This is a genomic window from Actinoplanes sp. CA-131856, assembly GCF_050956135.1.
Classification (GTDB): domain Bacteria; phylum Actinomycetota; class Actinomycetes; order Mycobacteriales; family Micromonosporaceae; genus Actinoplanes.
Genome location: NZ_CP191849.1, coordinates 7,544,201 through 7,569,440, shown reverse-complemented (window position 1 = coordinate 7,569,440; position 25,240 = coordinate 7,544,201). Strand labels below are relative to the sequence as shown.

Below are 25,240 nucleotides of genomic sequence, written 5' to 3'. Positions count from 1 at the left end.
CGTCGAGGACGCCGGCGAGCCTCTGGTCCGCCGGCGTCCTTCCTCATGAGGTGGAGCACCCGATGGATCCGCACGGCCTCGACGACATGGGCCCGCTCCCGGAATATCTGCGGAACGGCACCGGCCCGGCGGTGCCGATCGTGACACCGGCCGGCGACCGGATGTGGCTCGTCCGTGACTACGCCACGGCCCGTCTCGTGCTGTCCGACGCCAGGTTCAGCCGGGCCGGAGCGGTCGAGCCGGACGCGCCCCGCTTCGTCGACACGCAACCCGTGCCGGCCTCGATGATGAGCATGGACGGCTCGGAGCACACCCGGCTGCGGCGGATCATCGCCGGCACCTTCACCTCGAGCCGGGTCGCGGCCATGGCCCCGGAGGTCGGCCGTCTCGTCGACCGCCATCTCGACGCGATCGAGGCCGCCGGTCCCGGTGCCGACGTGATGGAGCTGCTGGCCGTGCCGCTGCCCCTCGCGGTCCTGTGCACGCTGCTGGGCGTCCCGCACGAGGACAGCCCCCGCTTCGCGTCCTGGGTGCGCGTGCTGTTCGACATCTCGGCCAGCACCCCGCAGGACAAGGTCCGCCATCGCGTCGAACTGGCCCGTTACATGGCCGCCCTGGTCGGCCGCAAGCGCGAGGAACCCGGCACCGACCTGCTCACGGCCCTGATCGAGCGGCACGAGGGTGGCGAGCTCTCGCTGACCGAGCTGGTCACCATGGGCCTGAGCCTGCTGATGGCCGGATATGAGACGACCATCGGCCAGATCGGGCTGTCGGTGCTCACGCTCCTGTCCGAACCGGACCGCCGCGGCGGCCTGCTCGACGATCCGGCGCCCGCGGTCGAGGAGCTGCTGCGGCTGAACCCGTCCACCCCGCTGAGCTTCCCACGGGTGGCGCTGGAGACGGTGAGGCTCGGTGAGGTGACGGTCCGGGCCGGCGAGGGCGTCGTGGTCTCGCTGCTGGACGCCAACCACGACGACCGCGTGTTCGCCGCGCCGGCCCGGCGCCGCCCGGCCCATCTCACCTTCGGCCACGGACCGCACCGCTGCCCCGGCGCCCCCTTGGCCGGGCTCCAGGTGCGCACGGCCGTCGAGGGCCTGCTGCGCCGTTTCCCGGGGCTGCGCGTCGACGACGGTCCCGGCGCCGTCACCTGGCCCGAGGGCCTGCTCACCCGCGGCCCCGAGCGGCTCCGCGTCCAGTGGTGACACCTGTCCAAGTGCGGTGAATCGGCGGTTGTACGCCTGTGCGACCTCCGATCTTGTCCCGCGACCGGTTATGAGTTGGAATTTTCGCGTTCCGTCCCGCACCTCCGTCAATGGCGCGCGCCTGCTGGATCGAATTGCGGACGTAAGAGGAGACGCACTGATGATTCCCTTGTCGTTCGGGCAACGCCGGCTCTGGTTCATGGATCAGCTGGAAGGTCCGAGTCCGACATATAACAGCGTCATTGCCGTACGCCTCGAGGGAGCGCTCGACGAGGCGGCCATGAATGCGGCGCTCCGCGATGTGATCGTCCGGCACGAGTCATTGCGCACCGTTCTTCCCGCGGTTGGCGGCGAGCCGCATCAGGTCGTCCTCGACCCGGCCGAGGTGGACTGGCGACTGGAGGTGCGCCGGCTGCCGGCGGAGGAGCTGGCCGCCGCGGTCGGCCGGATCCGCGAGGAGACCTTCGACCTGTCGGCCGACCTGCCGATCCGGGCCTGGCTGTTCCGCTGCGGTGACACCGACCAGACCCTGGTGCTGCTGGTCCACCACACCGCGTGCGACGGCTGGTCGCACGGGCCGCTGATGCGCGACGTGTCGACGGCGTACGCGGCCCGTCTGAACGGCCGCGCGCCGCGCTGGGAAGCGTTGCCGGTGCAGTACGCCGACTATGCGCTGTGGCAGCGGGAGCTGCTGAGCGGCGAGGTGCTGGCCTCGCAGGTGGATTACTGGCGGCAGACCTTGGCGGGTGCGCCGGAGGAGTTGTCTCTTCCGGTGGATCGGCCGCGTCCGGTCGAGGCGAGTCATCGGGGTCATCGGGTTCCGCTCGAGGTGCCGGCCGAGGTTCATCGGCGACTGGCCGTGCTGGCCCGGGCCGAGGGGGTGACGCCGTTCATGGTGTTGCAGTCGGCGCTGGCGGTGTTGGTGTCCCGTTTGGGGGCGGGGGCCGATGTCCCGATCGGTTTTCCGGTGGCGGGGCGTACCGACGAGGGTTTGAACGATCTGGTCGGGTTTTTCATCAACACCTTGGTTCTTCGTACGGATCTGGGCGGTGACCCGGAGTTTCGGCAGGTGTTGTCCCGGGTGCGGGAGGCGTCGCTGGGTGCTCTGGCGCATCAGGATGTGCCGTTCGAGCGGTTGGTGGAGGAGTTGGCGCCGTCGCGGTCGCTGGCGCGGCATCCGCTGTTCCAGGTCGGCATGACGCTCCAGAACAACCAGCACCGGGTGCCGGAACTGCCCGGCATCCACACCGGCACCCTGGTGTCGGATCTGGGCGGCGCGGTCGCGGCAGCGGCCCGGTTCGACGTGTACCTGACCGTGATCGAGCGGTTCGGGCCGGACGGGTCGCCGGCCGGGCTGGGCGGTGTGGTGACCGTCGCGGCCGACCTGTTCGACGTGGAGTCGGCCGAGAGGTTCGCGGACCGGTTCGCGCGGGTGCTGGACGCGGTGACGGCGTCACCGGCCATCCGCTTGCACGAGGTCGACGTGCTCGGCGCCGAGGAGCGGTCGCGACTCCTGCACGGTTGGAACGACACGGCGGCGCCGGTGCCGAGCGCCTCGGTGGTGGAGTCCGTCCGGCGGCAAGCGGCGGACGCGGTGGCGGTGGTCGCGGATGGCGTCCGCGTCTCGTTCGGGCAGTTGGACGCTCGCTCGAATCAGGTGGCCCACCATCTGCGGGCCCGGGGCGTGGGTGCGGAGTCGGTGGTCGGCCTCCGGCTGCCCCGCGGTCTCGACATGCTCACGGCGATTCTGGGTGTCTGGAAGGCGGGGGCGGCGTATCTCCCGATCGACCCTGAGTTCCCGGCCGAGCGTGTCGACTTCATGGTGGCCGACAGCGGCGCGCGGCTCGTGCTGGCCGATCTGGAGGCGATCGCGGGGCACCCATCGGATGCGCTGGAGGTGCCGATCGATCCACGCTCGCTGGCCTACGTCATCTACACCTCGGGTTCGACCGGCCGGCCGAAGGGCGTGGCGGTCACCCACGGCTCGCTGGCCAACTATGTGTCATCGGTGTCGCAGCGTCTGGGCTGGAACGGTGGCCGCTACGGCCTTTTGCAGCCGCAGGTGACCGACCTGGGCAACACGGTGGTGTTCGTCAGTCTGGCCACGGGCGGCGAGTTGCACATCATCGACGAAGTGACGGATCCGGTTGCGGTGGCCTCCTACATCGCCGAGCACCGCATCGATCACGTGAAGGTGGTGCCGTCCCACGCCGCGGCGCTGTCCGTCGAGGCGGTGATGCCGGCGAAGTCGTTGGTGTTCGGTGGTGAGGCGGTCCCGGCCGGGTTGGTTCCGTCAGGTCGCAGGGTGTTCAACCACTATGGGCCGACGGAGACCACGGTGGGTGTGGCGACCGCGGAGTTGACCGACGCCAGTGTGGTGCCGATTGGTCGTCCGCTGGCTAACACCCGGCTGTACGTCCTCGACGACGCGCTGAGCCCGGTCCCGGTGGGGGTGACCGGGGAACTCTATGTGGCCGGTGCTGGTGTCGCGCGGGGCTATGTCGGGCGTCCTGGGCTGACCGGTGAGCGGTTCGTGGCGTGTCCGTTCGGGTCGGGTGAGCGGATGTACCGCACGGGCGATCTGGTGCGGCGGTTGCCGGATGGGCAGCTCGTGTTCGTCGGGCGTGCGGATCAGCAGGTGAAGGTGCGCGGATTCCGGGTCGAGCCGGGTGAGATCGAGCAGCTGATTCTGTCGATCCCGGGGGTTCGGCAGGCCGCGGTGATCGCCCGCGAGGACCGGTTGGTCGCCTACATCGTCGGTGACGAAGGTGATGTGCGGTCGGTGCTGGCGCGGCGGCTGCCGGAGTACATGGTGCCGTCGGCGTTCGTGACGCTGCCGGCGCTGCCGCTGACGGCCAACGGGAAGCTGGACCGCCGGGCGTTGCCGGAGCCGGGCCAGGGGGCGGTCGCCGGCCGCGAGCCGGCGGGTGAGGTGGAGGCGTTGCTGTGCAGCGTGTTCGCTCAGGTTCTGGGTGTGGATGCGGTCGGGCTCGATGACAGCTTCTTCGATCTGGGCGGGCATTCTCTGCTGGCGATCCGGTTGCTGTCGCGGATTCGGGCGGTGGTGGGGGCGGAGGTCCGGATCCGGACCTTGTTCGAGGCTCCGACACCGGCGGGGCTGGCCTCACGGCTAGGGTCCGGTGAGGTCCGGCCCGCCTTGCGGGCGGGGGAGCGGCCGGAGCGGGTGCCGTTGTCCTTCGCACAGCGCCGACTGTGGTTCCTGGCCCAACTGGACGGGCCGAGCGCGACGTACACCATTCCGCTGGTCGTCCACCTTGACGGTGCGGTCGACGCGGTCGCGCTGGATGCCGCGCTGCGCGACGTCATCGACCGGCACGAGTCGCTGCGGACGGTGTTCCCGAGCGCCGACGGCGAGCCGTATCAGGAGATCCTGGAGACGGAGGGGCTCGATTGGCGTCTGGAGGTCGCCGACGCGGCACCGGACGAGGTGACCGGATATACCTTCGATCTGGCGTCGGAGCCGCCGATCCGGGCCTGGCTGCTGCGCGGGCAGATCCTCGTGGTGGTGGTGCACCACATCGCGACCGACGGCTGGTCGCACGCGGTGCTGGGCCGGGATCTCTCGAGGGCGTACGCGGCGCGGGTGCGGGGTGCCGCGCCGGAGTTCGAGCCGCTGCCGGTGCAGTACGCGGATTACGCGCTGTGGCAACGGGATCTGCTCGACGAGGACCGGCTGTCGCGGCAAGTGGGCTACTGGCGTGAGGCGCTGGCCGGCGCGCCCGAGGAGCTGGCCTTGCCGGTGGACCGTCCGCGCCCGGCCGTCTCCGGCCATCGGGGCCACCGGGTGCCGTTCCACGTCTCGGCCGAGGTGCACCGCCGGCTTTCCGAGATGGCCCGGGCCGAGGGCGTGACCACGTTCATGGTGATGCAGGCCGCCGTGGCGGTGCTGTTGTCGCGGCTGGGCGCGGGCCACGACATCCCGGTCGGGTCGGCCGTCGCGGGCCGTTCCGACGAGGCGCTCCACGACGTGATCGGGTTCTTCGTCAACACCTTGGTCATTCGTACGGACCTGTCCGGTGACCCGGAGTTCCGGCAGGTTCTGGCCCGGGTGCGGGAGACCACCCTCGGCGCGCTGGCGAACCAGGACGTGCCGTTCGAGCGGCTGGTGGAGGAGCTGTCCCCGGCGCGGTCGCTGTCGCGGCATCCGCTGTTCCAGGTGATGCTGACCGTGCAGAACAACGAACGGGCCGCCCTCGACCTGCCCGGCGTCCGGGCCGGCGTCTGGACACCCCCGGCCGGTCGTGGCGTCACCGCGGTGGCCAAGTTCGACCTGGAGGTGACGGTCTCCGAGGTCTTCGACGAGAGCGGCCGTCCGGCCGGGCTGCGAGGTTCGCTGACCGCGGCGGCCGACCTGTTCGAGCCGGCGACCGCCGAGCGGATGACGACGTGGCTGAGCCGGCTGCTGGGGTCGGTGGCCGGCGCGCCCGGCGCCCGGCTGCGCACGCTCGGCGTGCTGGACGACGCCGACCTCCGGCTCCTGGACGACTGGAACGACAGCGCCGGTGAGCTGCCCTCGACGACCCTCCCGGCGCTGTTCGAGGAGCAGGTGCGGCGGACCCCGGAGGCGACCGCCCTGGTGTTCGGCCAGGACTTCGTGGCCTCGTTCGCCGAGCTCAACACGGCGGCGAACCGCCTGGCCCGGGTGCTGATCGACGCCGGAGCCGGCCCCGAGTCGGTGGTGGCGCTGGCGTTGCCGCGCTCGGCCGGCACCGTGGTGGCGATTCTGGCCGTGTGGAAGGCGGGCGCGGCGTTCCTGCCGGTCGACCCCGCGCTGCCCCGGGAACGGATCGACTTCCTGCTGCGCGACACCCGGCCGGTTCTGGTCGTGACCACCCAGGAGCTGCGTGACGCCGTGCCGGACGGCACGGGCCGCCTTCTGCTCGACGCCCCGGAGACGGCCGAGGCCCTGTCGCGGCAGCCGGGCGACGACGTGACCGGTGTGGGACTGCGCGGGCGGAATCCCGCCTACGTGACCTACACGTCGGGCTCGACCGGCCGGCCCAAGGGCGTCGTGGTCGAGCACCGCGGCGTGCTGAACCTGTTCCTGCATCACCGCGACGGCTTCGTGGCCACCGCCGGCGTGCGGCTCCGGACCGCGCTGAGCGCCTCGTTCTCGTTCGACACGTCCCTCGAGGGCGTTCTGCTCCTCGCGGACGGCCATGAGCTTCACGTGCTCGACGACGACGTACGGCTGGACCCGCGGGCCTTCGCCGACTACGTGGCCGACCGCCGGATCGACTTCCTGGACGTGACGCCGTCGTCGGCGCGGCAGCTCGTGCAGGCCGGTCTGCTGAGCGACCGGCGGCATCGCCCGCGCGTGGTCATGCTCGGTGGCGAGGCGATCGAGGAGCCCCTGTGGCGTGAGTTCGCCGCGGCCGCCGACACGGTCGGCTTCAACTTCTACGGTCCGACCGAATGCACCATCGACGCCCTGTCGGCCCGGATCGACGGAGATGTCCCGGCTGTGGGCCGGCCGTTGCGCAACACCCGGGCGTACGTCCTGGACGAAGGTCTCTCCCCGCTGCCGGTCGGCGTGACCGGCGAGCTCTATCTCGCCGGCGCCGGGCTGGCCCGGGGTTACGCCGGCCGTCCGGGCCTGACCGCGCAGCGGTTCGTGTCGTGCCCGTTCGGCCGCGGCGAGCGGATGTACCGCACCGGCGACCTCGCCAAGTGGACCGCCGACGGGCGGCTGGTGTTCGCCGGTCGCGCCGACGAGCAGGTGAAGGTGCGCGGATTCCGGGTCGAGCCGGGCGAGATCGAGCAGGCGCTGCTGGCCCAGGACGGCGTGCTCGAGGCGGCGGTGATCGCCCGGGACGACCGGCTGATCGCGTACGTCGTCGGTGACGCGCCGGCCGAGCGGTTGCGGACGGCGGCCGAGCGGCGCCTGCCGGACTACATGGTCCCGTCGGCGATCGTGACGCTCGACGCGTTGCCGCTGACCGCGAACGGCAAGCTGGACCGGGCCGCCCTGCCCGCGCCCGATTTCACGACCGGCGCCGGCCGCGCGCCCGCGACCGTGCCCGAGGAACTGCTGTGCGCCGCGTTCGCGCAGGTGCTCGGCCTCGCATCGGTCGGTGTCGACGACAGCTTCTTCGACGTGGGCGGGCACTCCCTGCTCGCGGTGCGGCTGGTCGCCCGGATCCGGGTGGTGCTGGGTGTCGAGGTGGCGATCCGGACGCTGTTCGAGGCGCCCACGCCGGCCCGGCTGGCAGCCCGGCTGGCCGACGCCGCAGTGGCGCGGCCGGTCCTGCGGGCGCGGACCCGCCCGGAGCGGGTGCCACTGTCGTTCGCGCAGCGCCGGCTCTGGTATCTGGCCCAGGCGCAGGGGCCGAACTCCACGTACAACGTCCCCGCGGTGGTCCGGCTGGCCGGCGCGGTCGACCCGGCCGCCCTGGACGCGGCCCTGCGGGACGTCATCGGACGGCACGAGTCGTTGCGCACGGTGTTCCCGGCGGCCGACGGCGAGCCGTACCAGCGGATCCTCGGCCCCGAGGAGCTGGACTGGAGCATGCCGACCGCGGACGTGAGCGGCGCCGAGCTCGGCCCGGCGATCGTGCGGGCGGCGGAGCAGACGTTCGACCTGGCCGCCGAGATTCCGGTGCGGGCGTGGCTGTTCCGGCTCGCCCCCGGCGAGCACGTGCTGGTGCTGGTCGTGCACCACATCGCCAGCGACGGGTGGTCGCTGGGCCCGCTCCAGCGCGACCTGGCCACCGCCTACGCCGCTCATCTGAACGGCGAGACGCCCGAGTTCGAGCCGCTGCCGGTGCAGTACGCCGACTATGCGCTGTGGCAGCGGGAGCTGCTGAGCGGGGACGTGCTGGCCTCGCAGGTGGGCTATTGGCGGAGGGCGCTCGCGGGCGCGCCGGAGGAGCTGCCTCTTCCGGTCGATCGGCCGCGTCCGGTCGAGGCGAGCCATCGGGGTCATCGGGTTCCGCTCGAGGTCCCGGCCGAGGTCCATCGGCGACTGGTCGACCTTGCCCGGGCCGAGGGCGTGACGCCGTTCATGGTGTTGCAGTCGGCGCTGGCGGTGTTGGTGTCCCGCTTGGGGGCGGGGGTCGACATCCCGATCGGGTTCCCTGTCGCGGGGCGTACCGACGAAGGCCTGGATGATCTGGTCGGGTTCTTCATCAACACCTTGGTTCTTCGTACGGATCTGGGTGGTGACCCGGAGTTTCGGCAGGTGTTGTCCCGGGTGCGGGAGGCGTCGCTGGGTGCGTTGGCGCATCAGGATGTGCCGTTCGAGCGGTTGGTGGAGGAGTTGGCGCCGTCGCGGTCGCTGGCGCGGCATCCGCTGTTCCAGGTCGGCATGACACTCCAGAACCTCGAACGTGTCACCCTGCGCCTGCCCGGAGCCGAACTCGTCGACGACCCCGCTCTGGGCCGGGTGATCAATCCGGCCGCGCGGTTCGACATGTACGTCACGGTGGTCGAGCGGTTCGGGCCGGACGGGTCGCCGGCCGGGCTGGGCGGCGTGGTGACCGTCGCGGCCGACCTGTTCGACGTGGAGTCGGCCGAGAGGTTCGCGGACCGGTTCGCGCGGGTGCTGGACGCGGTGACGGCGTCGCCGGCGCTGCGGCTGCGCGAGATCGACGTGCTCGGCGCGCAGGAGCGGTCGCAGCTTCTGCATGGCTGGAACGACACGGCGGCGCCGATGCTCGGCGCCTCGGTGCTGGAGTCCGTGCGGGGGCACTCGGGAGTGGCGGTGGTCGCCGGTGGTGCCGAGGTGTCCTACGCGCAGTTGGACGCTCGCTCCAATCAGGTGGCCCACTATTTGCGGGCCCAGGGTGTGGGTGTGGAGTCGGTGGTGGGGCTGCGCCTGCCTCGGGGTGCCGACATGATCACGGCGATTCTGGGTGTCTGGAAGGCCGGGGCGGCTTATCTGCCGATCGACCCTGAGTTCCCGGCCGAGCGTGTCGAGTTCATGGTGGCCGACAGTGGCGCGCGGCTGGTGCTGACCGATCTGGACGGGTCAGCAGGTTTTGCGGAGACCGCGCCGGACATGGTGATCGACCCGCGCTCGCTGGCCTACGTCATCTACACCTCCGGTTCGACCGGCCGGCCGAAGGGCGTCGCGGTCACTCACGGCTCGCTGGCCAACTATGTGTCGTCGGTTTCGGAGCGGTTGGGCTGGTCCGGTGGCCGCTACGGCTTGTTGCAGCCGCAGGTGACCGATCTCGGTAACACGGTGGTCTTCACGAGCCTGGCCACCGGCGGCGAGTTGCACATTCTGGATCAGGTGACGGATCCGGTGGCGGTGTCGTCGTATATCGCGGAGCACCGGATCGATCACGTGAAGGTGGTGCCGTCGCATGCGGCGGCGTTGTCGGTCGATGCGGTTATGCCGGCGAAGTCGTTGGTGTTCGGCGGTGAGGCGGTACCGGCTGGATTGGTTCCGTCAGGTCGCAAGGTGTTCAACCACTATGGGCCGACCGAGACCACGGTGGGTGTGGCGACCGCGGAGCTGACCGACGCCAGTGTGGTGCCGATTGGTCGTCCGCTGGCTAACACCCGGTTGTACGTCCTGGACGAGGCGTTGAATCCGGTCGCGGTGGGGGTGACCGCTGAGCTCTATGTGGCTGGCGCGGGTGTGGCGCGTGGCTATGTGGGGCGGCCGGGGTTGACCGGTGAGCGGTTCGTGGCTTGTCCGTTCGGGTCCGGCGAGCGGATGTATCGCACGGGTGATCTGGTGCGGCGGTTGCCGGATGGGCAGCTCGTGTTCGTCGGGCGTGCGGATCAGCAGGTGAAGGTTCGTGGGTTCCGGGTGGAGCCGGGTGAGGTCGAGCGGCTGATTCTCTCCGCGCCGGGCGTTCGGCAAGCGGCGGTGATCTTGCGTGATGACCGGCTGGTGGCCTATGTGGTCGGCGGTGAGGGCGACCCGCGGTCGATGCTGGCCCGGCGGCTGCCGGAGTACATGGTGCCGTCGGCGTTCGTGACGCTGCCGGAACTGCCGCTGACCGCCAACGGCAAGCTCGACCGTTCCGCGCTGCCCGCCCCGGATCAGGCCGCCGGCCCCGGGCGCGGCCCGGTCACGGTGCGCGAAGAGCTGCTGTGCGGGCTGTTCGCCCAGGTTCTCCAGGCGGACGCGGTCGGTGTCGACGACAGCTTCTTCGAGCTCGGCGGGCATTCGCTGCTCGCCATCCGGCTGCTGTCGCGCATCCGGGCGACCTTCGGGGCGGAGGTCCGGATCCGCACGTTGTTCGAGGCGCCGACACCGGCCGGGCTGGCCGCGGCCATGTCCGAGGGGGCCGCCGATCCGGCGCGCGCGGTGCTGCGGGCGGCCGAGCGGCCGGAACGGGTGCCGTTGTCCTTTGCTCAGCGGCGGCTGTGGTTCCTGGCCCAGCTGGAGGGGCCGAGCGCGACGTACAACATTCCGTTGGTCGTCCGTCTCGATGGCGTCGTGGACGCGGTCGCGTTGAACCTGGCCCTGCGCGACGTGATCGGTCGCCACGAGTCGTTGCGAACGGTGTTCCCGAGTGCCGACGGTGAGCCGTACCAACGGATTCTCGACCTCGACGAGCTCGACTGGCGGCTGGAGTCCGGTGAGGTGTCGCCGGACGAGGTGACCGGGCACGCCTTCGATCTGGCCTCCGAACCGCCGATCAGGGCCTGGCTGCTGCGGCCGGGCGGCGACGAGCAGGTGCTGGTGCTCGTGCTGCACCACATTGCCAGCGACGGCTGGTCGCACGCGGCGCTGGGGCGGGATCTCTCGAAGGCGTACGCGGCGCGGTTGCGCGGTGAAGCCCCGGACTGGGCGCCGTTGCCGGTGCAGTACGCCGACTATGCGCTGTGGCAGCGGCAGCTGCTGACCGGCGATCGGATGTCGCAGCAGGTCGCCTACTGGCGGGCGGCGCTCGCGGGCGTACCCGGGGAATTGGCTCTGCCGACGGACCTGGCGCGCCCGGCGGTGGCCTCGCACCGGGGCCACCGTGTGCCGGTGCGGGTGCCGGCCGAGGTGCACCGCCGCCTGGCCGAGCTGGCCCGGGCCGAGGGCGTGACCACGTTCATGGTGGTGCAGGCGGCGCTGGCCGTGTTGTTGTCGCGGCTCGGCGCGGGCAACGACATCCCGGTCGGGTCGGCCATCGCCGGCCGCACCGACGAAGCGGTGAACGATCTGGTCGGATACTTCGGGAACACACTGGTCATCCGCACCGACCTGTCGGGCGACCCGGCCTTCCGCCAGGTGCTCACCCGGGTGCGGGAGACGACCCTCGACGCGCTGGCCCACCAGGACGTGCCGTTCGAGCGGCTGGTCGAGGAACTCGCCCCGGCCCGGTCCCTGGCCCGGCATCCGCTGTTCCAGGTGATGCTGACCGTGCAGAACAACGAACGGGCCGCCCTCGATCTGCCGGGAGCGCGGACCGGCGGCTGGACATCGTCCCCGGACGGCGGCCTTGTCACCACCGCCAAGTTCGATCTCGACATCATGCTGTCCGAGACGCTCGACGACGGCAGTCGCCCGGCCGGTCTGCGTGGTTCGCTGACCGCGTCGGTCGACCTGTTCACCCCGGGCACGGCCGAGCGGCTCGTTGCCACCTTCCTCCGGGTGCTCGACCAGGTGACGGCGACACCCGCCGTGCGCCTGCGCGGTGTCGAGGTGCTCGGCCCGGCCGAGCGCGCCCAGGTGGTGTCGGCCTGGAACGACACCGCGGCTCCGGTGGCCGCGGAGACGGTTCTGGACCTGTTCCGGAGCCGGGTCGCCCAGGCGCCGGACGCGGTGGCCGTGGTGGCCGACGGCGCCGAGCTGACGTACGCGCAATTGGACGCCCAGACCGACGAACTGGCCTGGCTGCTCCGGGAACGGGGAATGGGCGCCGAATCGGTGGTCGGGGTCTGCCTTCCGCGCGGGGTCGATCTGATCGTCGCCGTTCTCGGCGTGTGGAAGGCCGGCGCGGCCTATCTGCCGATCGATCCGCAGTACCCGGCCGAGCGGATCCGTTTCCTGATCGCGGACAGCGCCACCGGGCTGATCCTGGCCACCGGGGAGACCGCGGACGCGGTCGGCGGGGCGCCGGTCCTCCGGCTCGACGACCGGCCGCCGGCTCGCCCGATGTCGCCCGTCCGGCCGCATCCGGCCGGGCTCGCGTACGTCATCTACACCTCCGGTTCCACCGGTGTGCCCAAGGGCGTCGCGGTGGCCCACGCGGGCGCGGTGAACCTGGCGCTGGCCCAGGCCGAGCGGTTCGCGGTGTCGGCCGGGTCGCGGGTGTTGCAGTTCGCGTCGATCGGCTTCGACGCGGCGGTCTCGGAAGTGTTGATGGCCCTGTGTTCCGGTGCGTCGCTGGTGGTGGCTCCGGCCGAGGAGCTGCTTCCGGGTGCGCCGCTGCTCGGCGTGCTCCGGCGGCATCGGGTCACGCATGCGACGTTGCCGCCGGCGGTGCTGGGTGTGCTGGATCCGGCCGTCGTCGATCTGGGCACCGTGGTGTCGGCGGGTGAGGCCCTGGACCGGCTGTCGCTGGATCGGTGGGCGCCGGGCCGCCGGTTCATCAACGCGTACGGGCCGACCGAGGTGACCGTCTGCGCGTCGATGTCGCGGCCGTTGGCGGCCGGGGACGAGCCGGTGATCGGCGACCCGATCGCCAACGGCCGGGCCTACGTGCTCGACGACGGTCTCTCCCCGGTGCCGATCGGGGTGACCGGTGAGTTGTACGTGGCCGGTGCCGGCCTGGCACGGGGGTACGCCGGCCGGCCGGGCCTGACCGCGGAACGCTTCGTGGCGTCACCCTTCGAGTCCGGGGAGCGGTTGTACCGCACGGGTGACCGGGTGCGGTGGACCGCCGGTGGGCAGTTGGCGTTCGCCGGGCGGGTCGACGATCAGGTGAAGATCCGTGGCTTCCGGATCGAACCGGGTGAGATCGAGCAGGTGCTCCTGGCCGACGAGGCGGTCCGGCAGGTCACGGTCGTCGCCCGGGAGGAGCGGCTGATCGCGTACGTCGTCGGCGACGCCCCCGAGCAGCGACTGCGTGACCTGGCCGCCGCCCGGCTCCCGGACTACATGGTGCCGTCGGCGTTCGTGACGCTGGCCGAGTTGCCACTGACCCCGAACGGCAAAGTCGACCGAGAGGCGCTGCCCGAACCGGACTACGCGAGCGGCACCGGGCGGGCACCGGCCAGCGTGCCCGAGGAACTGCTGTGCGCCGCCTTCGCTCAGGTCCTCGACCTCGACGCGGTCGGCGTCGACGGCAACTTCTTCGCGCTGGGCGGGCACTCGCTGCTCGCGGTCCGGCTGCTGTCACGGGTCCGGACGGTGCTGGGCGTCGAGGTGCCGCTGCGGACGCTGTTCGAGGCGCCCACCCCGGCCGGGCTGGCGGCCCGGCTGAACGGCCCGGAGACCGGACCGGTCCGGCTCGCCCTGCGGGCGGGCGAGCGCCCGGAGCGGGTCCCGCTGTCGTTCGCCCAGCGCCGCCTGTGGTTCCTGACCCAGCTGGAAGGAGCGGATCCGGCCTACAACACCCCGATGGTGGTCCGGCTGACCGGCACGCTCGACGTGGCCGCCCTGGACGCGGCGCTGCGCGACGTGCTCGTCCGGCACGAGGCCCTGCGGACCGTCTTCCCGGCGGTCGACGGCGAGCCGTACCAGCGGATCCTCGACCCGGCCGAGCTGGACTGGCGCCTGCACACCGGCGCGTTCTCCGAGGCGGCGCTGCGGGAGGCGACGGAGCACGCGTTCGATCTGGGTTCCGAGATCCCCGCACGGGCGTGGCTGTTGCGGTCCGGCGAGGACGAGCACGTCCTGGTGCTGGTCGTGCATCACATCGCCAGCGACGGCTGGTCGATCGGGCCGCTGGGCCGCGATCTCTCGGCGGCCTACGCGGCGCGGCTGGACGGAGCGGCACCGCAGTGGACCGCCCTGCCGGTTCAGTACGCGGATTACGCGTTGTGGCAGCGGGAGTTGCTCGACGCGGATCGGCTCGCGCGGCAGGTCGGTTATTGGCGTGAGGTGTTGGCGGGTGCGCCGGAGGAGCTTGTTCTGCCGGTGGATCGGCCGCGTCCGGCGGTGGCCTCGCACCGCGGGCACCGGGTGCCGTTGGAGGTGCCGGCCGAGGTGCACCGGCGGTTGAGTGAGGTGGCTCGGGCCGAGGGTGTCACGACGTTCATGGTGTTGCAGGCGGCGCTGGCGGTGTTGTTCTCGCGCCTGGGTGGTGGCACGGACATGGTGATCGGGTCGGGTAATGCTGGGCGTACTGATGAGGCTTTGCATGATCTGGTTGGTTTCTTCGTCAATTCGTTGGTGGTTCGTACGGATCTGAGTGGTGATCCGGAGTTTCGGCAGGTGTTGTCGAGGGTTCGGGAGGCCACTCTGGGTGGGTTGGCGAATCAGGATGTGCCGTTCGAGCGTCTGGTGGAGGAGTTGGCGCCGGTGCGGTCGCTGACCCGGCATCCGGTGTTCCAGGTCGTGCTCACGCTCCACAACCTCCAGCGCACCACGTTCGAACTGCCGAATCTGGACGTGGCCAGTGGTGCCGGGCTCACCGACGGCACGGCCCCGGCCGCGGTGAAGACCGACCTCGACCTGATGGTGGGCGAGGAGTTCGACGACGCCGGCCGCCCGGCCGGGCTGCGGGGCTGGGTGACCGGCTCGGCCGACCTGTTCGACCGCCGCACCGTCGAACGGCTGGTCGCCTGGCTGGCGCGGGTGCTGGACGTGGTGACGGCGGCGCCCGAGCGGCGCCTGCACGACATCGAGATCCTCGGCCCGGACGAACGCTCGCTGATCCTGCACGACTGGAACAGCACGGCGGCGCCGGTCGGGGCGGCCACGGCCCTGGAACTGTTCGGGCGGCGGGTGGCCGGGACCCCGGAGGCGATCGCGGTGCTGGGCGACGGGACCGAGCTGTCCTACGCCGAGCTCGACGCCCGCGCCAACCAGGTGGCGCACCACCTGCGCGGCCGGGGGATCGGCGCGGAATCGGTGGTCGGCCTCGGCGTTCCCCGCGGCGCCGACATGGTCGTGGCGATCCTGGCGGTGTGGAAGGCGGGCGCGGCCTATCTGCCGATCGACGTGCGGATGCCGGCCGACCGGGTCGCCTTCATGCTCGCCGACAGCCGGGCGGCGGCGCTGCTGGGTCCCGAGGAGGTGCTCGACGACCTGCCGGTCGGCCGGGTGCCGCTGATCGCGATCGACGACCCGGCGGTCGCACGTCATCCCGCGACCGCGCCCGCCGTCACGGCCGATCCCCAGGCGCTGGCCTACGTCATCTACACGTCGGGGTCGACCGGTGTGCCCAAGGGCGTGGCGCTGACCCACGCGGGTGCGGTCAATCTGGCGGTGGCGCAGATCGAGCGGTTCGCGGTGTCGGCCGGGTCGCGCGTGTTGCAGTTCGCGTCGATCGGGTTCGACGCGGCGACGTCGGAAGTGTTGATGGCGTTGTGTTCCGGCGCCTCTCTTGTGGTGGCTCCGGTGGATCAGTTGGTGGACGTGGTGCGCCGCCACGGCGTGACGCATGCGACGTTGCCGCCGGCGCTTCTGGGTGTGCTGGATCCGGCCGAGGTAAGTCTGAGCACTGTGGTGTCGGCCGGTGAGGCTCTGGACCAGCTTTCGCTGGATCGGTGGGCGCCGGGCCGTCGGCTGATCAACGCGTACGGGCCGACGGAGGTGACCGTGTGCGCGTCGATGTCGCAGCCGCTGGCGGCCGGTGACGAGCCGGTGATCGGTGAGCCGATCGCCAACGCACAGGTCTACGTCCTGGACGACACGCTCGCGCCGGTACCGGCCGGAGTGGTCGGCGAGCTTTATGTGGCCGGTGCGGGACTGGCTCGGGGCTATGTGGGCCGCCCAGGGTTGACGGCCGGGCGGTTCGTGGCGTCGCCGTTCGGGACCGGGGAACGCCTGTACCGCACGGGTGACCGGGTGCGGTGGACCGCCGAGGGGCAGCTCGCCTTCGTCGGGCGGACCGACGAGCAGGTGAAGATCCGTGGGTTCCGGGTGGAGCCGGGCGAGATCGAGCAGGTGCTGCTGTCGCATCCGGAGGTCAGCCAGGTCGCGGTGCTGGCTCGCGACGATCGGCTCGTCGCGTACGTCGTCGGCGAGGTCTCCGGCGAACAGCTGCGCGCCGGGGCCGAGCGGCGGCTGCCGGACTACATGGTGCCGTCGGCGTTCGTGGCGTTGCCGGAGTTGCCGTTGACCCGCAACGGCAAGCTGGATCGCGCGGCCCTGCCCGCTCCGGACGTCGACGCCGGCGCCGGCCGGGCGCCGATGTCTGTGCGTGAGGAACTGTTGTGCGCGGCCTTCGCCGAGGTGCTGGGCGTGGACGCGGTCAGCGCCGACGACAGCTTCTTCGCCCTGGGCGGCCATTCGCTGCTCGCGGTCAGGCTGGTGTCGCGGATCCGGGCCCTGCTCGGCGTCGAGATCGAGATGCGGGTCCTCTTCGAACGGCCGACACCGGCCGAACTGGCCGCGGCCGACACCGACGAGGCCCGGCCGGCGCTGCGGGCCGGGGCACGCCCCGATCGGGTGCCGTTGTCGTTCGCACAGCGCCGGCTGTGGTTCCTGACCCAGCTCGAAGGCCCGAGCGCGAAATACAACACGCCGCTGGTGATGCGGCTGAGCGGCGCCGTCGACCCGGCCGCTCTGGACGCGGCGCTGCGCGACGTGATCGCCCGGCACGAGTCGCTGCGCACCGTCTTCCCCGCGGTCGACGGCGAGCCGTACCAGCACGTGCTCGACGCCGGCCGGATCGGCTGGCAGCTGCCGTCGGTCGAGGTGACGCCGGACGAGCTGCCGGCGGCGGTGGTCCGGGCCGCCGGACACGCCTTCGACCTCGCGGCCGAGACGCCGATCCGGGCCTGGCTGTTCCGGGCCGGCCCGGACGAGCAGGTGCTGGTCCTGGTCGTGCACCACATCGCCAGCGACGGCTGGTCCGCCGCACCGCTCGGGCGGGACCTGTCGGTGGCCTACGCCGCGCGGTCGCGTGGCGAGGCCCCACGGTTCGAGCCGCTGCCGGTGCAGTACGCGGACTACGCGCTCTGGCAGCGCGATCTGCTCGGCGACGACCGGCTGTCGCAGCAGGCCGGCTATTGGCGGGAAGCGCTCGCCGGCGCGCCGGAGGAACTGGCCCTCCCGGCCGACCGGCCACGCCCGGCGGTGGCCGGACATCGGGGCCACCGGGTGCCGCTGCGGGTGCCGGCCGAGGTGCACCGGCGGTTGACTCAGCTGGCCCGGTCCGAGGGTGTGACCACGTTCATGGCGGTGCAGGCGGCCCTGGCGGTGCTGCTGTCCCGGCTGGGAGCGGGCGACGACATCCCGGTCGGGTCGGCGGTCGCCGGGCGCACGGACGAGGCCTTGAACGACTTGGTCGGTTTCTTCGTCAACACCTTGGTCATTCGTACGGACCTGTCCGGTGACCCGGAGTTCCGGCAGGTGCTGGGCCGGGTCAGGGAGACCACCCTGGGTGCGCTGGCGAATCAGGATGTGCCGTTCGAGCGGTTGGTGGAGGAGTTGGCGCCAACGCGGTCGCTGGCCCGGCATCCGCTGTTTCAGGTGATGCTGACCGTGCAGAACAACGAACGGGCCACGGTCGAGCTCCCCGGTGCTCGCGGCGGCTCCTCACTGCTGGACGACGGGTTCGCCACGGCGGCGACGTTCGACCTCGACGTGGTGATCACGGAGGCCTTCGACGCGGAAGGCCGTCCGGCCGGGCTGCGCGGCGGGCTGACCGCGTCGCTCGACCTGTTCGACCCGGCGACGGCGGAGCGGCTGGCCACCTGGCTGACGCGGGTGCTCGACGTCGTGACCGCGGCGCCGGGGACACGGCTGCGCGACGTGGAGGTGCTCGACGCGGCCGAGCGGGCACAGCTGGTGTCGGGCTGGAACGACACCACCACGCCGGTTCGCCCGGGGACGGTTCTGGATCTTTTTGCCGAGCAGGATCCGGATGCGGTTGCGGTGTCCTGCGGTGGCGATGAGCTGACGTATGCGGCCCTGGACAAGCGCTCGGACGAACTCGCCGCTGGTCTGATCGCGGTGGGTGTGGGCGTGGAGTCCATGGTGGGTTTGTGTCTGCCGCGTGGGGTGGACATGGTGGTGGCGATTCTGGCGGTGTGGAAGGCCGGTGCTGCGTATGTGCCGGTCGATCCGGGGTTGCCGGTGGAGCGGATCCGGTTTGTGCTGGCCGACAGTGGGGCCGGGGTGGTGCTGGCCGCCGCTGACATTCCGGACGTCGCGGTGCTGCGACTCGACGAGGTTCGCGGTGGGGTTCTCCCGCGCCGGCCGGTCCTGTCGGCGGCCTTGGCGTATGCGATTTACACGTCGGGTTCGACCGGTGAGCCCAAGGGTGTTGCTGTGTCGCACGGGTCGTTGATGAATCTGGTGTCGGTGTTCGGCCCGCTGATGGGTGCGGCGCCGGGAGTCTCGATGTTGCAGTTCGCGTCGTTCAGTTTTGACGCGTCGGCTTTGGATGTGGCGGTGGCGTTGTCGTCGGGGGCGACGCTGGTCATCGCGGACGAGCGGCAGCGAGCCGAGCCGCGGCGGCTGCGTGACGTGCCGGTCCAGGTGGCCAGTGTGGTGCCGTCGCTGCTGGGCGTGCTCGAGCCCGATGATCTGGCGTCGGTGCGCACGCTGGTCGTCGGGGCCGAGGCGCTGAGTGAGAAGGCGGCGCGCTTGTGGGCGCCGGGCCGGCGGCTGATCAACACGTACGGGCCGACGGAGTCGACGGTGATCACCGCGCTGGAGCCGGTCGACGACCGGCGTGCGGGCCCGGTGCCGTTCGGCCGGCCCATCGCCAACAGCCGCCTGTACGTCCTCGACGATGCGCTGGCGCCGGTTCCGGTCGGCGTCGCCGGCGAGTTGTACATCGCCGGTGCCGGTCTCGCGCGGGGCTATGTGGGCCGGGCGGCGCTGACCGGTGAGCGGTTCGTGGCGTGCCCGTTCGGCGACGGCGAGCGCATGTACCGCACGGGCGATCGAGCGCGGTGGGCGGCCGACGGGCAGTTGGTGTTCGCCGGTCGCGCCGACGAGCAGGTGAAGATCCGTGGGTTCCGGGTCGAGCCGGGCGAGATCGAGCAGGTGCTGCTCTCCGATGAGGGGGTGCGGCAGGTCGCGGTGATCGCCCGGGAGGACCGGTTGGTCGCCTACGTCGTCGGGACGTTCGCCGATCAGAAGCTGCGGGAGCTCGCGGCATCGCGGCTTCCCGAATACATGGTGCCGTCGGCGTTCGTGGCTCTGCCCGAGCTGCCGCTGACCCCGAACGGCAAGCTGGACCGGCGGGCCCTGCCGGAGCCGAACTTCACCGGCGGCGGCGGCCGGAAGCCGTCGACCGTGCGCGAGGACCTGCTGTGCGGCGCGTTCGCTCACGTGCTCGGCCTCGACACGGCCGGTGTGGACGACAGCTTCTTCGCCCTGGGCGGGCATTCGCTGCTCGCGGTGCGCCTGCTGTCGCGGATCAGGGCCCTGCTGGGCGTGGAGGTGCCGCTGCGGACACTGTTCGAGAGGCCGACCCCGGCCGGCCTGGCCGCGTGGATGGCCGGCGCGCAAGCCGGCCCGGCCCGGCCGGCGTTGCGGGCCGGCGACCGGCCCCAGCGGGTGCCCTTGTCGCCCGCGCAGCGCCGGTTGTGGTTCCTGGCCCAGCTGGAGGGCCCGGCCCCGACCTACAACATTCCGCTCGTCATGCGCCTGGGCGGCGCCGTGGACGCGGTCGCCCTGAACGCCGCCCTGCGCGACGTGATCGGACGGCACGAGCCGCTGCGGACAGTGTTCCCGTCGGCCGACGGCGAGCCGTACCAGCGGATCCTGGAGCCGGACGAGCTGGACTGGCGGCTCGGGACCGGTGAGCTCTCGGCGGCGGCGTTGCGGGAGGCGACGGAGTACGCCTTCGATCTGGCCACCGAGGTGCCGATCCGGGCCTGGCTGCTCCGGTCGGGCGACGGGGAGCAGACCTTGGTCGTGGTGACACACCACATCGCCAGCGACGGATCGTCGATGGCCCCGCTCGGGCGGGATCTGTCGGCGGCGTACGCGGCCCGGATGGACGGCGTGGCGCCGGACTTCCCGCCGCTGCCGGTGCAGTACGCGGACTATGCGCTATGGCAGCGGGAACTGCTGGGCGAGGAGCTGTTGGCGGCGCAGGTGGGTTATTGGCGTGCGGCTCTGGCCGGTGCGCCGGAGGAGCTGAGCCTGCCGGTGGACCGGCCGCGTCCGGCGGTGGCCTCGCATCGCGGTCATGAGGTGCCGGTGCGGGTGCCGGCCGAGGTGCACCGGCGGCTGGCCGAGCTGGCCGGGGCCGAGGGCGTCACCACGTTCATGGTGATGCAGGCGGCGGTGGCGGTGCTGTTGTCCCGGCTGGGCGCGGGCGAGGACGTCCCGATCGGGTCGTCGGTCGATGGGCGTACGGACGAGGCCTTGAATGATCTGGTCGGGTTCTTCGTCAATTCGTTGGTGATCCGGACGGATCTGTCGGGTGATCCGGAGTTCCGGCAGGTGCTGGCGCGGGTGCGGGAGACGACGCTGGGAGCGCTGGCCAACCAGGACGTGCCGTTCGAGCGGTTGGTGGAGGAGTTGGCGCCGGCGCGGTCGCTGGCGCGGCATCCGCTGTTTCAGGTGATGCTGACGTTCCAGAACAACGAGCGGGCCGCTCTCGACCTGCCCGGCGTGAATGCCGTCTCCCGGACCGCCGTCCCGAGCGGCGACGGGACGGCGCCGGCCAAGTTCGACCTGTACGTGGCGGTCAGCGAGGCCTTCACCGACGACGGTTCGCCGGCCGGGCTGCGAGGGCTGGTGACCGGTTCGGTCGATCTGTTCGACCGGTCGACAGTGGAGCGGCTGGTGGCGACCCTGCTGCGCGTGCTCGAGGCGGTGACGGCGGAGCCGGGTCTGCGTCTGCGTGAGGTCGAGGTGCTCGACTCCCAGGAGCGGGACCTGGTGCTGCGTGGCTGGAACGACACGGCGGCGCCGGTCCCGGCCGCCTCGGTGCTCGACCCCCTCGGTGGGCACTCGGGGGTGGCGGTGGTCGCCGACGGGGTCGAGGTGTCCTACGAGCAGTTGGACGCCCGCTCCAACCAGATAGCCCAGTATCTGCGCTCGCAGGGGATCGGCGCCGAATCGGTGGTGGGCCTGTGTCTGCCGCGCGGTGTGGACATGATCGCGGCGATTCTGGGCGTGTGGAAGGCCGGGGCGGCTTATCTGCCGGTCGATGTGCGGATGCCGGTGGAGCGGATCGCTTTCATGCTCGACGACAGCCGGGCGGCGTTGGTGCTTGGTTTGGAACTTGATGATTTGCCGGTGGGCCGGGTGCCGTTGGTTGCTCTGGATGACCCGATGGTGTCGTTGTATCCGGAGACTGCGCCGGCGGTGGAGATCGACCCGCGCTCGCTGGCTTATGTCATCTACACCTCGGGTTCCACGGGTGTGCCGAAGGGTGTGGCGGTCACTCACGGTTCGCTGGCCAACTATGTGTCGTCGGTGTCGCAGCGGCTGGGTTGGTCGGGCGGCCGCTACGGGTTGTTGCAGCCGCAGGTGACCGATCTCGGCAACACGGTGGTCTTCACGAGCCTGGCCACCGGCGGTCAGTTGCACATCATCGACGAGGTGACGGATCCGGTTGCGGTGGCCTCCTACATCGCCGAGCACCGCATCGATCACGTGAAAGTGGTGCCGTCCCACGCCGCGGCGCTGTCCGTCGAGGCGGTGATGCCGGCGACGTCGTTGGTGTTCGGTGGTGAGGCGGTCCCGGCCGGGTTGGTTCCGTCAGATCGCAGGGTCTTCAACCACTATGGGCCGACGGAGACCACGGTGGGTGTGGCGACCGCGGAGCTGACCGGCACGGGCGTGGTGCCGATTGGCCGTCCGTTGGCGAATACCCGGCTGTATGTCCTCGACGACGCGCTGAGCCCGGTCCCGGTGGGAGTGACCGGGGAACTCTATGTGGCCGGTGCTGGTGTTGCGCGAGGTTATGTGGGCCGTCCGGGGTTGACCGGTGAGCGGTTCGTGGCTTGTCCGTTCGGGTCCGGCGAGCGGATGTACCGCACCGGGGATCTCGCGCGTCGGTTGCCGGATGGGCAGCTCGTCTTTGTTGGGCGGGCGGATCAGCAGGTGAAGGTTCGTGGCTTCCGGGTCGAGCCCGGTGAGGTCGAGCAGGTGCTGCTCGGTCTGGGCGAGGTGCGGCAGGCCGCGGTGATCGTGCGGGACGACCGGTTGATCGCCTACGTCGTCGGTGACGAGGGCGATCTGCGGTCGGCGCTGGCCCGGCGGTTGCCGGACTACATGGTGCCGTCGGCGTTCGTGACGATGCCCGAACTGCCGCTGACCGCCAACGGCAAGCTCGACCGCTCCGCCCTGCCCGAACCCGACCGGAGCGGAGGCGCCGCCGGCCAGCGCGAACCGGCCACCGAGACCGAGGCGCGGCTCTGCGAGATCTTCGGCGAGGTCCTCGAACGGGATCTCGTCGGCGTGCACGACAACTTCTTCGACCTCGGCGGCCACTCGCTGCTCGCGGTCCGGCTGGTGACCCGGATCCGGGCGGTGCTCGGCGTCGAGATCGACGTCCGGCTGCTGTTCGACGCGCCCACACCGGCCCAGCTCGCGGAACAGCACGGAAACCAGAAGACGAACCGACCGGCGTTGCGTCCGATGCGTAGGGAGAACCACTGATGATTCCACTGTCATTCGCTCAGCGCCGGTTGTGGTTCCTCACCCAGGCCGAGGGACCGAACCCGGCCTACAACATCCCGATCGTCTCCCGGATCACCAGCACGGTCGACGCGGTCGCGCTGGAGGCGGCCCTCCGCGACGTCATCGGGCGGCACGAGCCGCTGCGCACCGTCTTCGGCGTCGAGGACGGCGAGCCGTACCAGCGGATCGTGGATCCCGAGGCGCTGAGCTGGGACCTCGGCGTGCTCGAGGTGGCGTCGGCCGACCTGGCCGACACGGTCGCGCGGGTCTCCGGCCGGGTCTTCGACCTGGCCGCGGACCTGCCGATCCGGGCCTGGCTGCTGCGGGTCGACGGCGGCGGGTCCGAGCCGGACGAGCAGGTGCTGGTCGTGGTCATGCACCACATCGCCAGCGACGGCTGGTCGGTGCGCCCGCTCTGGCGGGATCTCTTCATGGCGTACGAGGCCCGGCTGCGCGGCGAGGCGCCGGACTTCCCGCCGCTTCCGGTGCAGTACGCCGACTACGCCCTGTGGCAGCGGGAGCTGCTGGGCGACGAGTCGGATCCGGAGAGCCTGCTGTCGCGGCAGGTGGCCCATTGGCGGCAGGTCCTGGACGGCGCCCCCGAGGAACTGGCGCTGCCGGTCGACCGGCCCCGGCCCGCCGTGTCCGCCCATCACGGGCACCGGGTGCCGCTCGACGTCCCGGCCGACGTGCACCGGCGACTGGCCGATCTGGCCCGGGCCGAGGGCGTGACCACCTTCATGGTGATGCAGTCGGCGCTGGCGGTGCTGCTGTCCCGGCTCGGCGCCGGCACCGACATCCCCATCGGCTTCCCGGTCGCCGGCCGCACCGACGACGCCATGAACGACCTGGTCGGCTTCTTCGTCAACACCCTGGTGCTCCGCACCGACCTGTCCGGGGACCCGGACTTCCGTCAGGTCCTGGCCCGGGTGCGGGCGACGAGCCTGGCCGCGCTGGCCCACCAGGACGTGCCGTTCGAGCGCCTGGTCGAGGAGCTGGCCCCGGAACGGGTGCCGGGCCGGCACCCGGTGTTCCAGGTCGTGTTCTCGTTGCAGGGCGGTGGGCGCGCCTCACTGCGCGCCGACGACGGGACCGGAAGCCCCGCCACCTCGCTGCTGGAGCGCACCGGCACGCCGCCCTCCAAGTTCGACGTGGAGGTGACCGTCGGCGAGGTGCTCGACCGCCAGGGCCGCCCGTCGGGGCTGCGGGGATCGGTGACCGGATCGGTCGACCTGTTCGACCGGGCCACCGTCGAGCGGCTCGTCACCTGGCTGGTGCGGGTGCTCGAAGCGGTGACGGCGGAGCCGGGAAAGCGGCTGCACGAGGTCGGCGTGCTGGCCGCCGGGGAACGCGACCGGCTGCTGCGCGACTGGAACGACACCGCGGCGCCGGTGGACGCGGCCACGGTGCCGGAGCTGTTCCGGCGCCGGGTGGCCGGGACGCCGGACGCGGTGGCCGTGGTGTCCGACGGCGCCGAGCTGTCGTACGCGAGCCTGGACGCGCGGGCCGACGCCCTGGCGTGGGCGCTGCGCGAGCGCGGCGCCGGCACCGAGTCGGTGGTCGGCCTGTGCCTGCCCCGGGGCGCCGACATGGTCGCGGTGATCCTGGCCGTGTGGAAGACCGGCGCCGCCTACGTTCCGGTCGATCCCGAGTTGCCGGCCGAGCGGATCCGGCTCGTGCTGGCCGACAGCGGAGCCACGGTGTGCCTCGGCGAGGGCGGCGATCACGGTGTGCCGACGGTGGAGCTCGGCGAGGTGTGTGACCGGGGACCGTTCCCCGTCCGGCCGGTCATCCCGGCCACCCTGGCCTACGTGATCTACACGTCGGGATCGACCGGCGAGCCGAAGGGCGTCGCGGTCTCGCACGGGTCGCTGACCAACCTGGTGTCGGTCTTCGGCCCGCTGCTGGGCGCCGCTCCCGGTGTCCCGATGCTGCAATTCGCCTCCTTCAGCTTCGACGTCTCGGTGCTGGACGTGGCGGTGGCCCTGTCGTCCGGGGCGACGCTGGTGGTCGCCACGTCGCGGCAGCGGGCCGAGCCGCGGTCGCTGCGCGAGCTCCCCGTGCGGGTGGCCAGCGTGGTGCCGTCGCTGCTGGGCGTGCTGGAGCCGGACGACCTGGCCTCGGTGCGCACGCTGCGGGTCGGCGCGGAGGCGCTGAGCGAGGCCGCGGCCAGGACGTGGGCTCCGGGCCGCCGGCTCCTGCACACGTACGGCCCGACCGAGGCGACCGTCATCACCGCGGCGAGCCTGGTGGACGCGGACCGCCCGGGCCCCGTGCCGTTCGGCCGGCCCATCGCCAACACCCGCCTCTACGTGCTCGACGACGCCCTGACGCCGGTGCCGGCCGGCGTGACCGGCGAGCTGTACATCGCCGGGGCCGGCCTGGCCCGCGGATACGTGGGCCGGGCGGCCGCGAC

3 protein-coding genes (1 of these 3 only partly in view) are annotated in these 25,240 nt (G+C 71.8%); all 3 read left to right on the top strand.

Annotated elements, in window-relative coordinates; genetic code table 11:
* The first annotated feature begins 62 nt into the window (after nt 1-62).
* On the top strand, nt 63-1,202 hold the full coding sequence (locus tag ACQP2X_RS34720) for a cytochrome P450 (protein ID WP_498689145.1): 1,140 nt from the start codon (nt 63-65) through the stop codon (nt 1,200-1,202).
* Between the two features lie 160 nt (nt 1,203-1,362).
* The gene (locus ACQP2X_RS34715; RefSeq protein WP_498689143.1) at nt 1,363-22,803 is read left to right on the top strand and encodes a non-ribosomal peptide synthase/polyketide synthase; all 21,441 of its coding nucleotides are present in this window, start codon (nt 1,363-1,365) and stop codon (nt 22,801-22,803) included.
* Nucleotides 22,803-25,240: the start of a non-ribosomal peptide synthase/polyketide synthase gene (locus ACQP2X_RS34710; protein WP_498689142.1), read on the top strand. Its footprint extends 28,987 nt past the window's final position; only the first 2,438 of its 31,425 coding nucleotides appear in the window; it begins with the start codon at nt 22,803-22,805; the stop codon falls past the right edge of the window. Before ACQP2X_RS34715 ends, ACQP2X_RS34710 begins: the two co-directional genes overlap by 1 nt.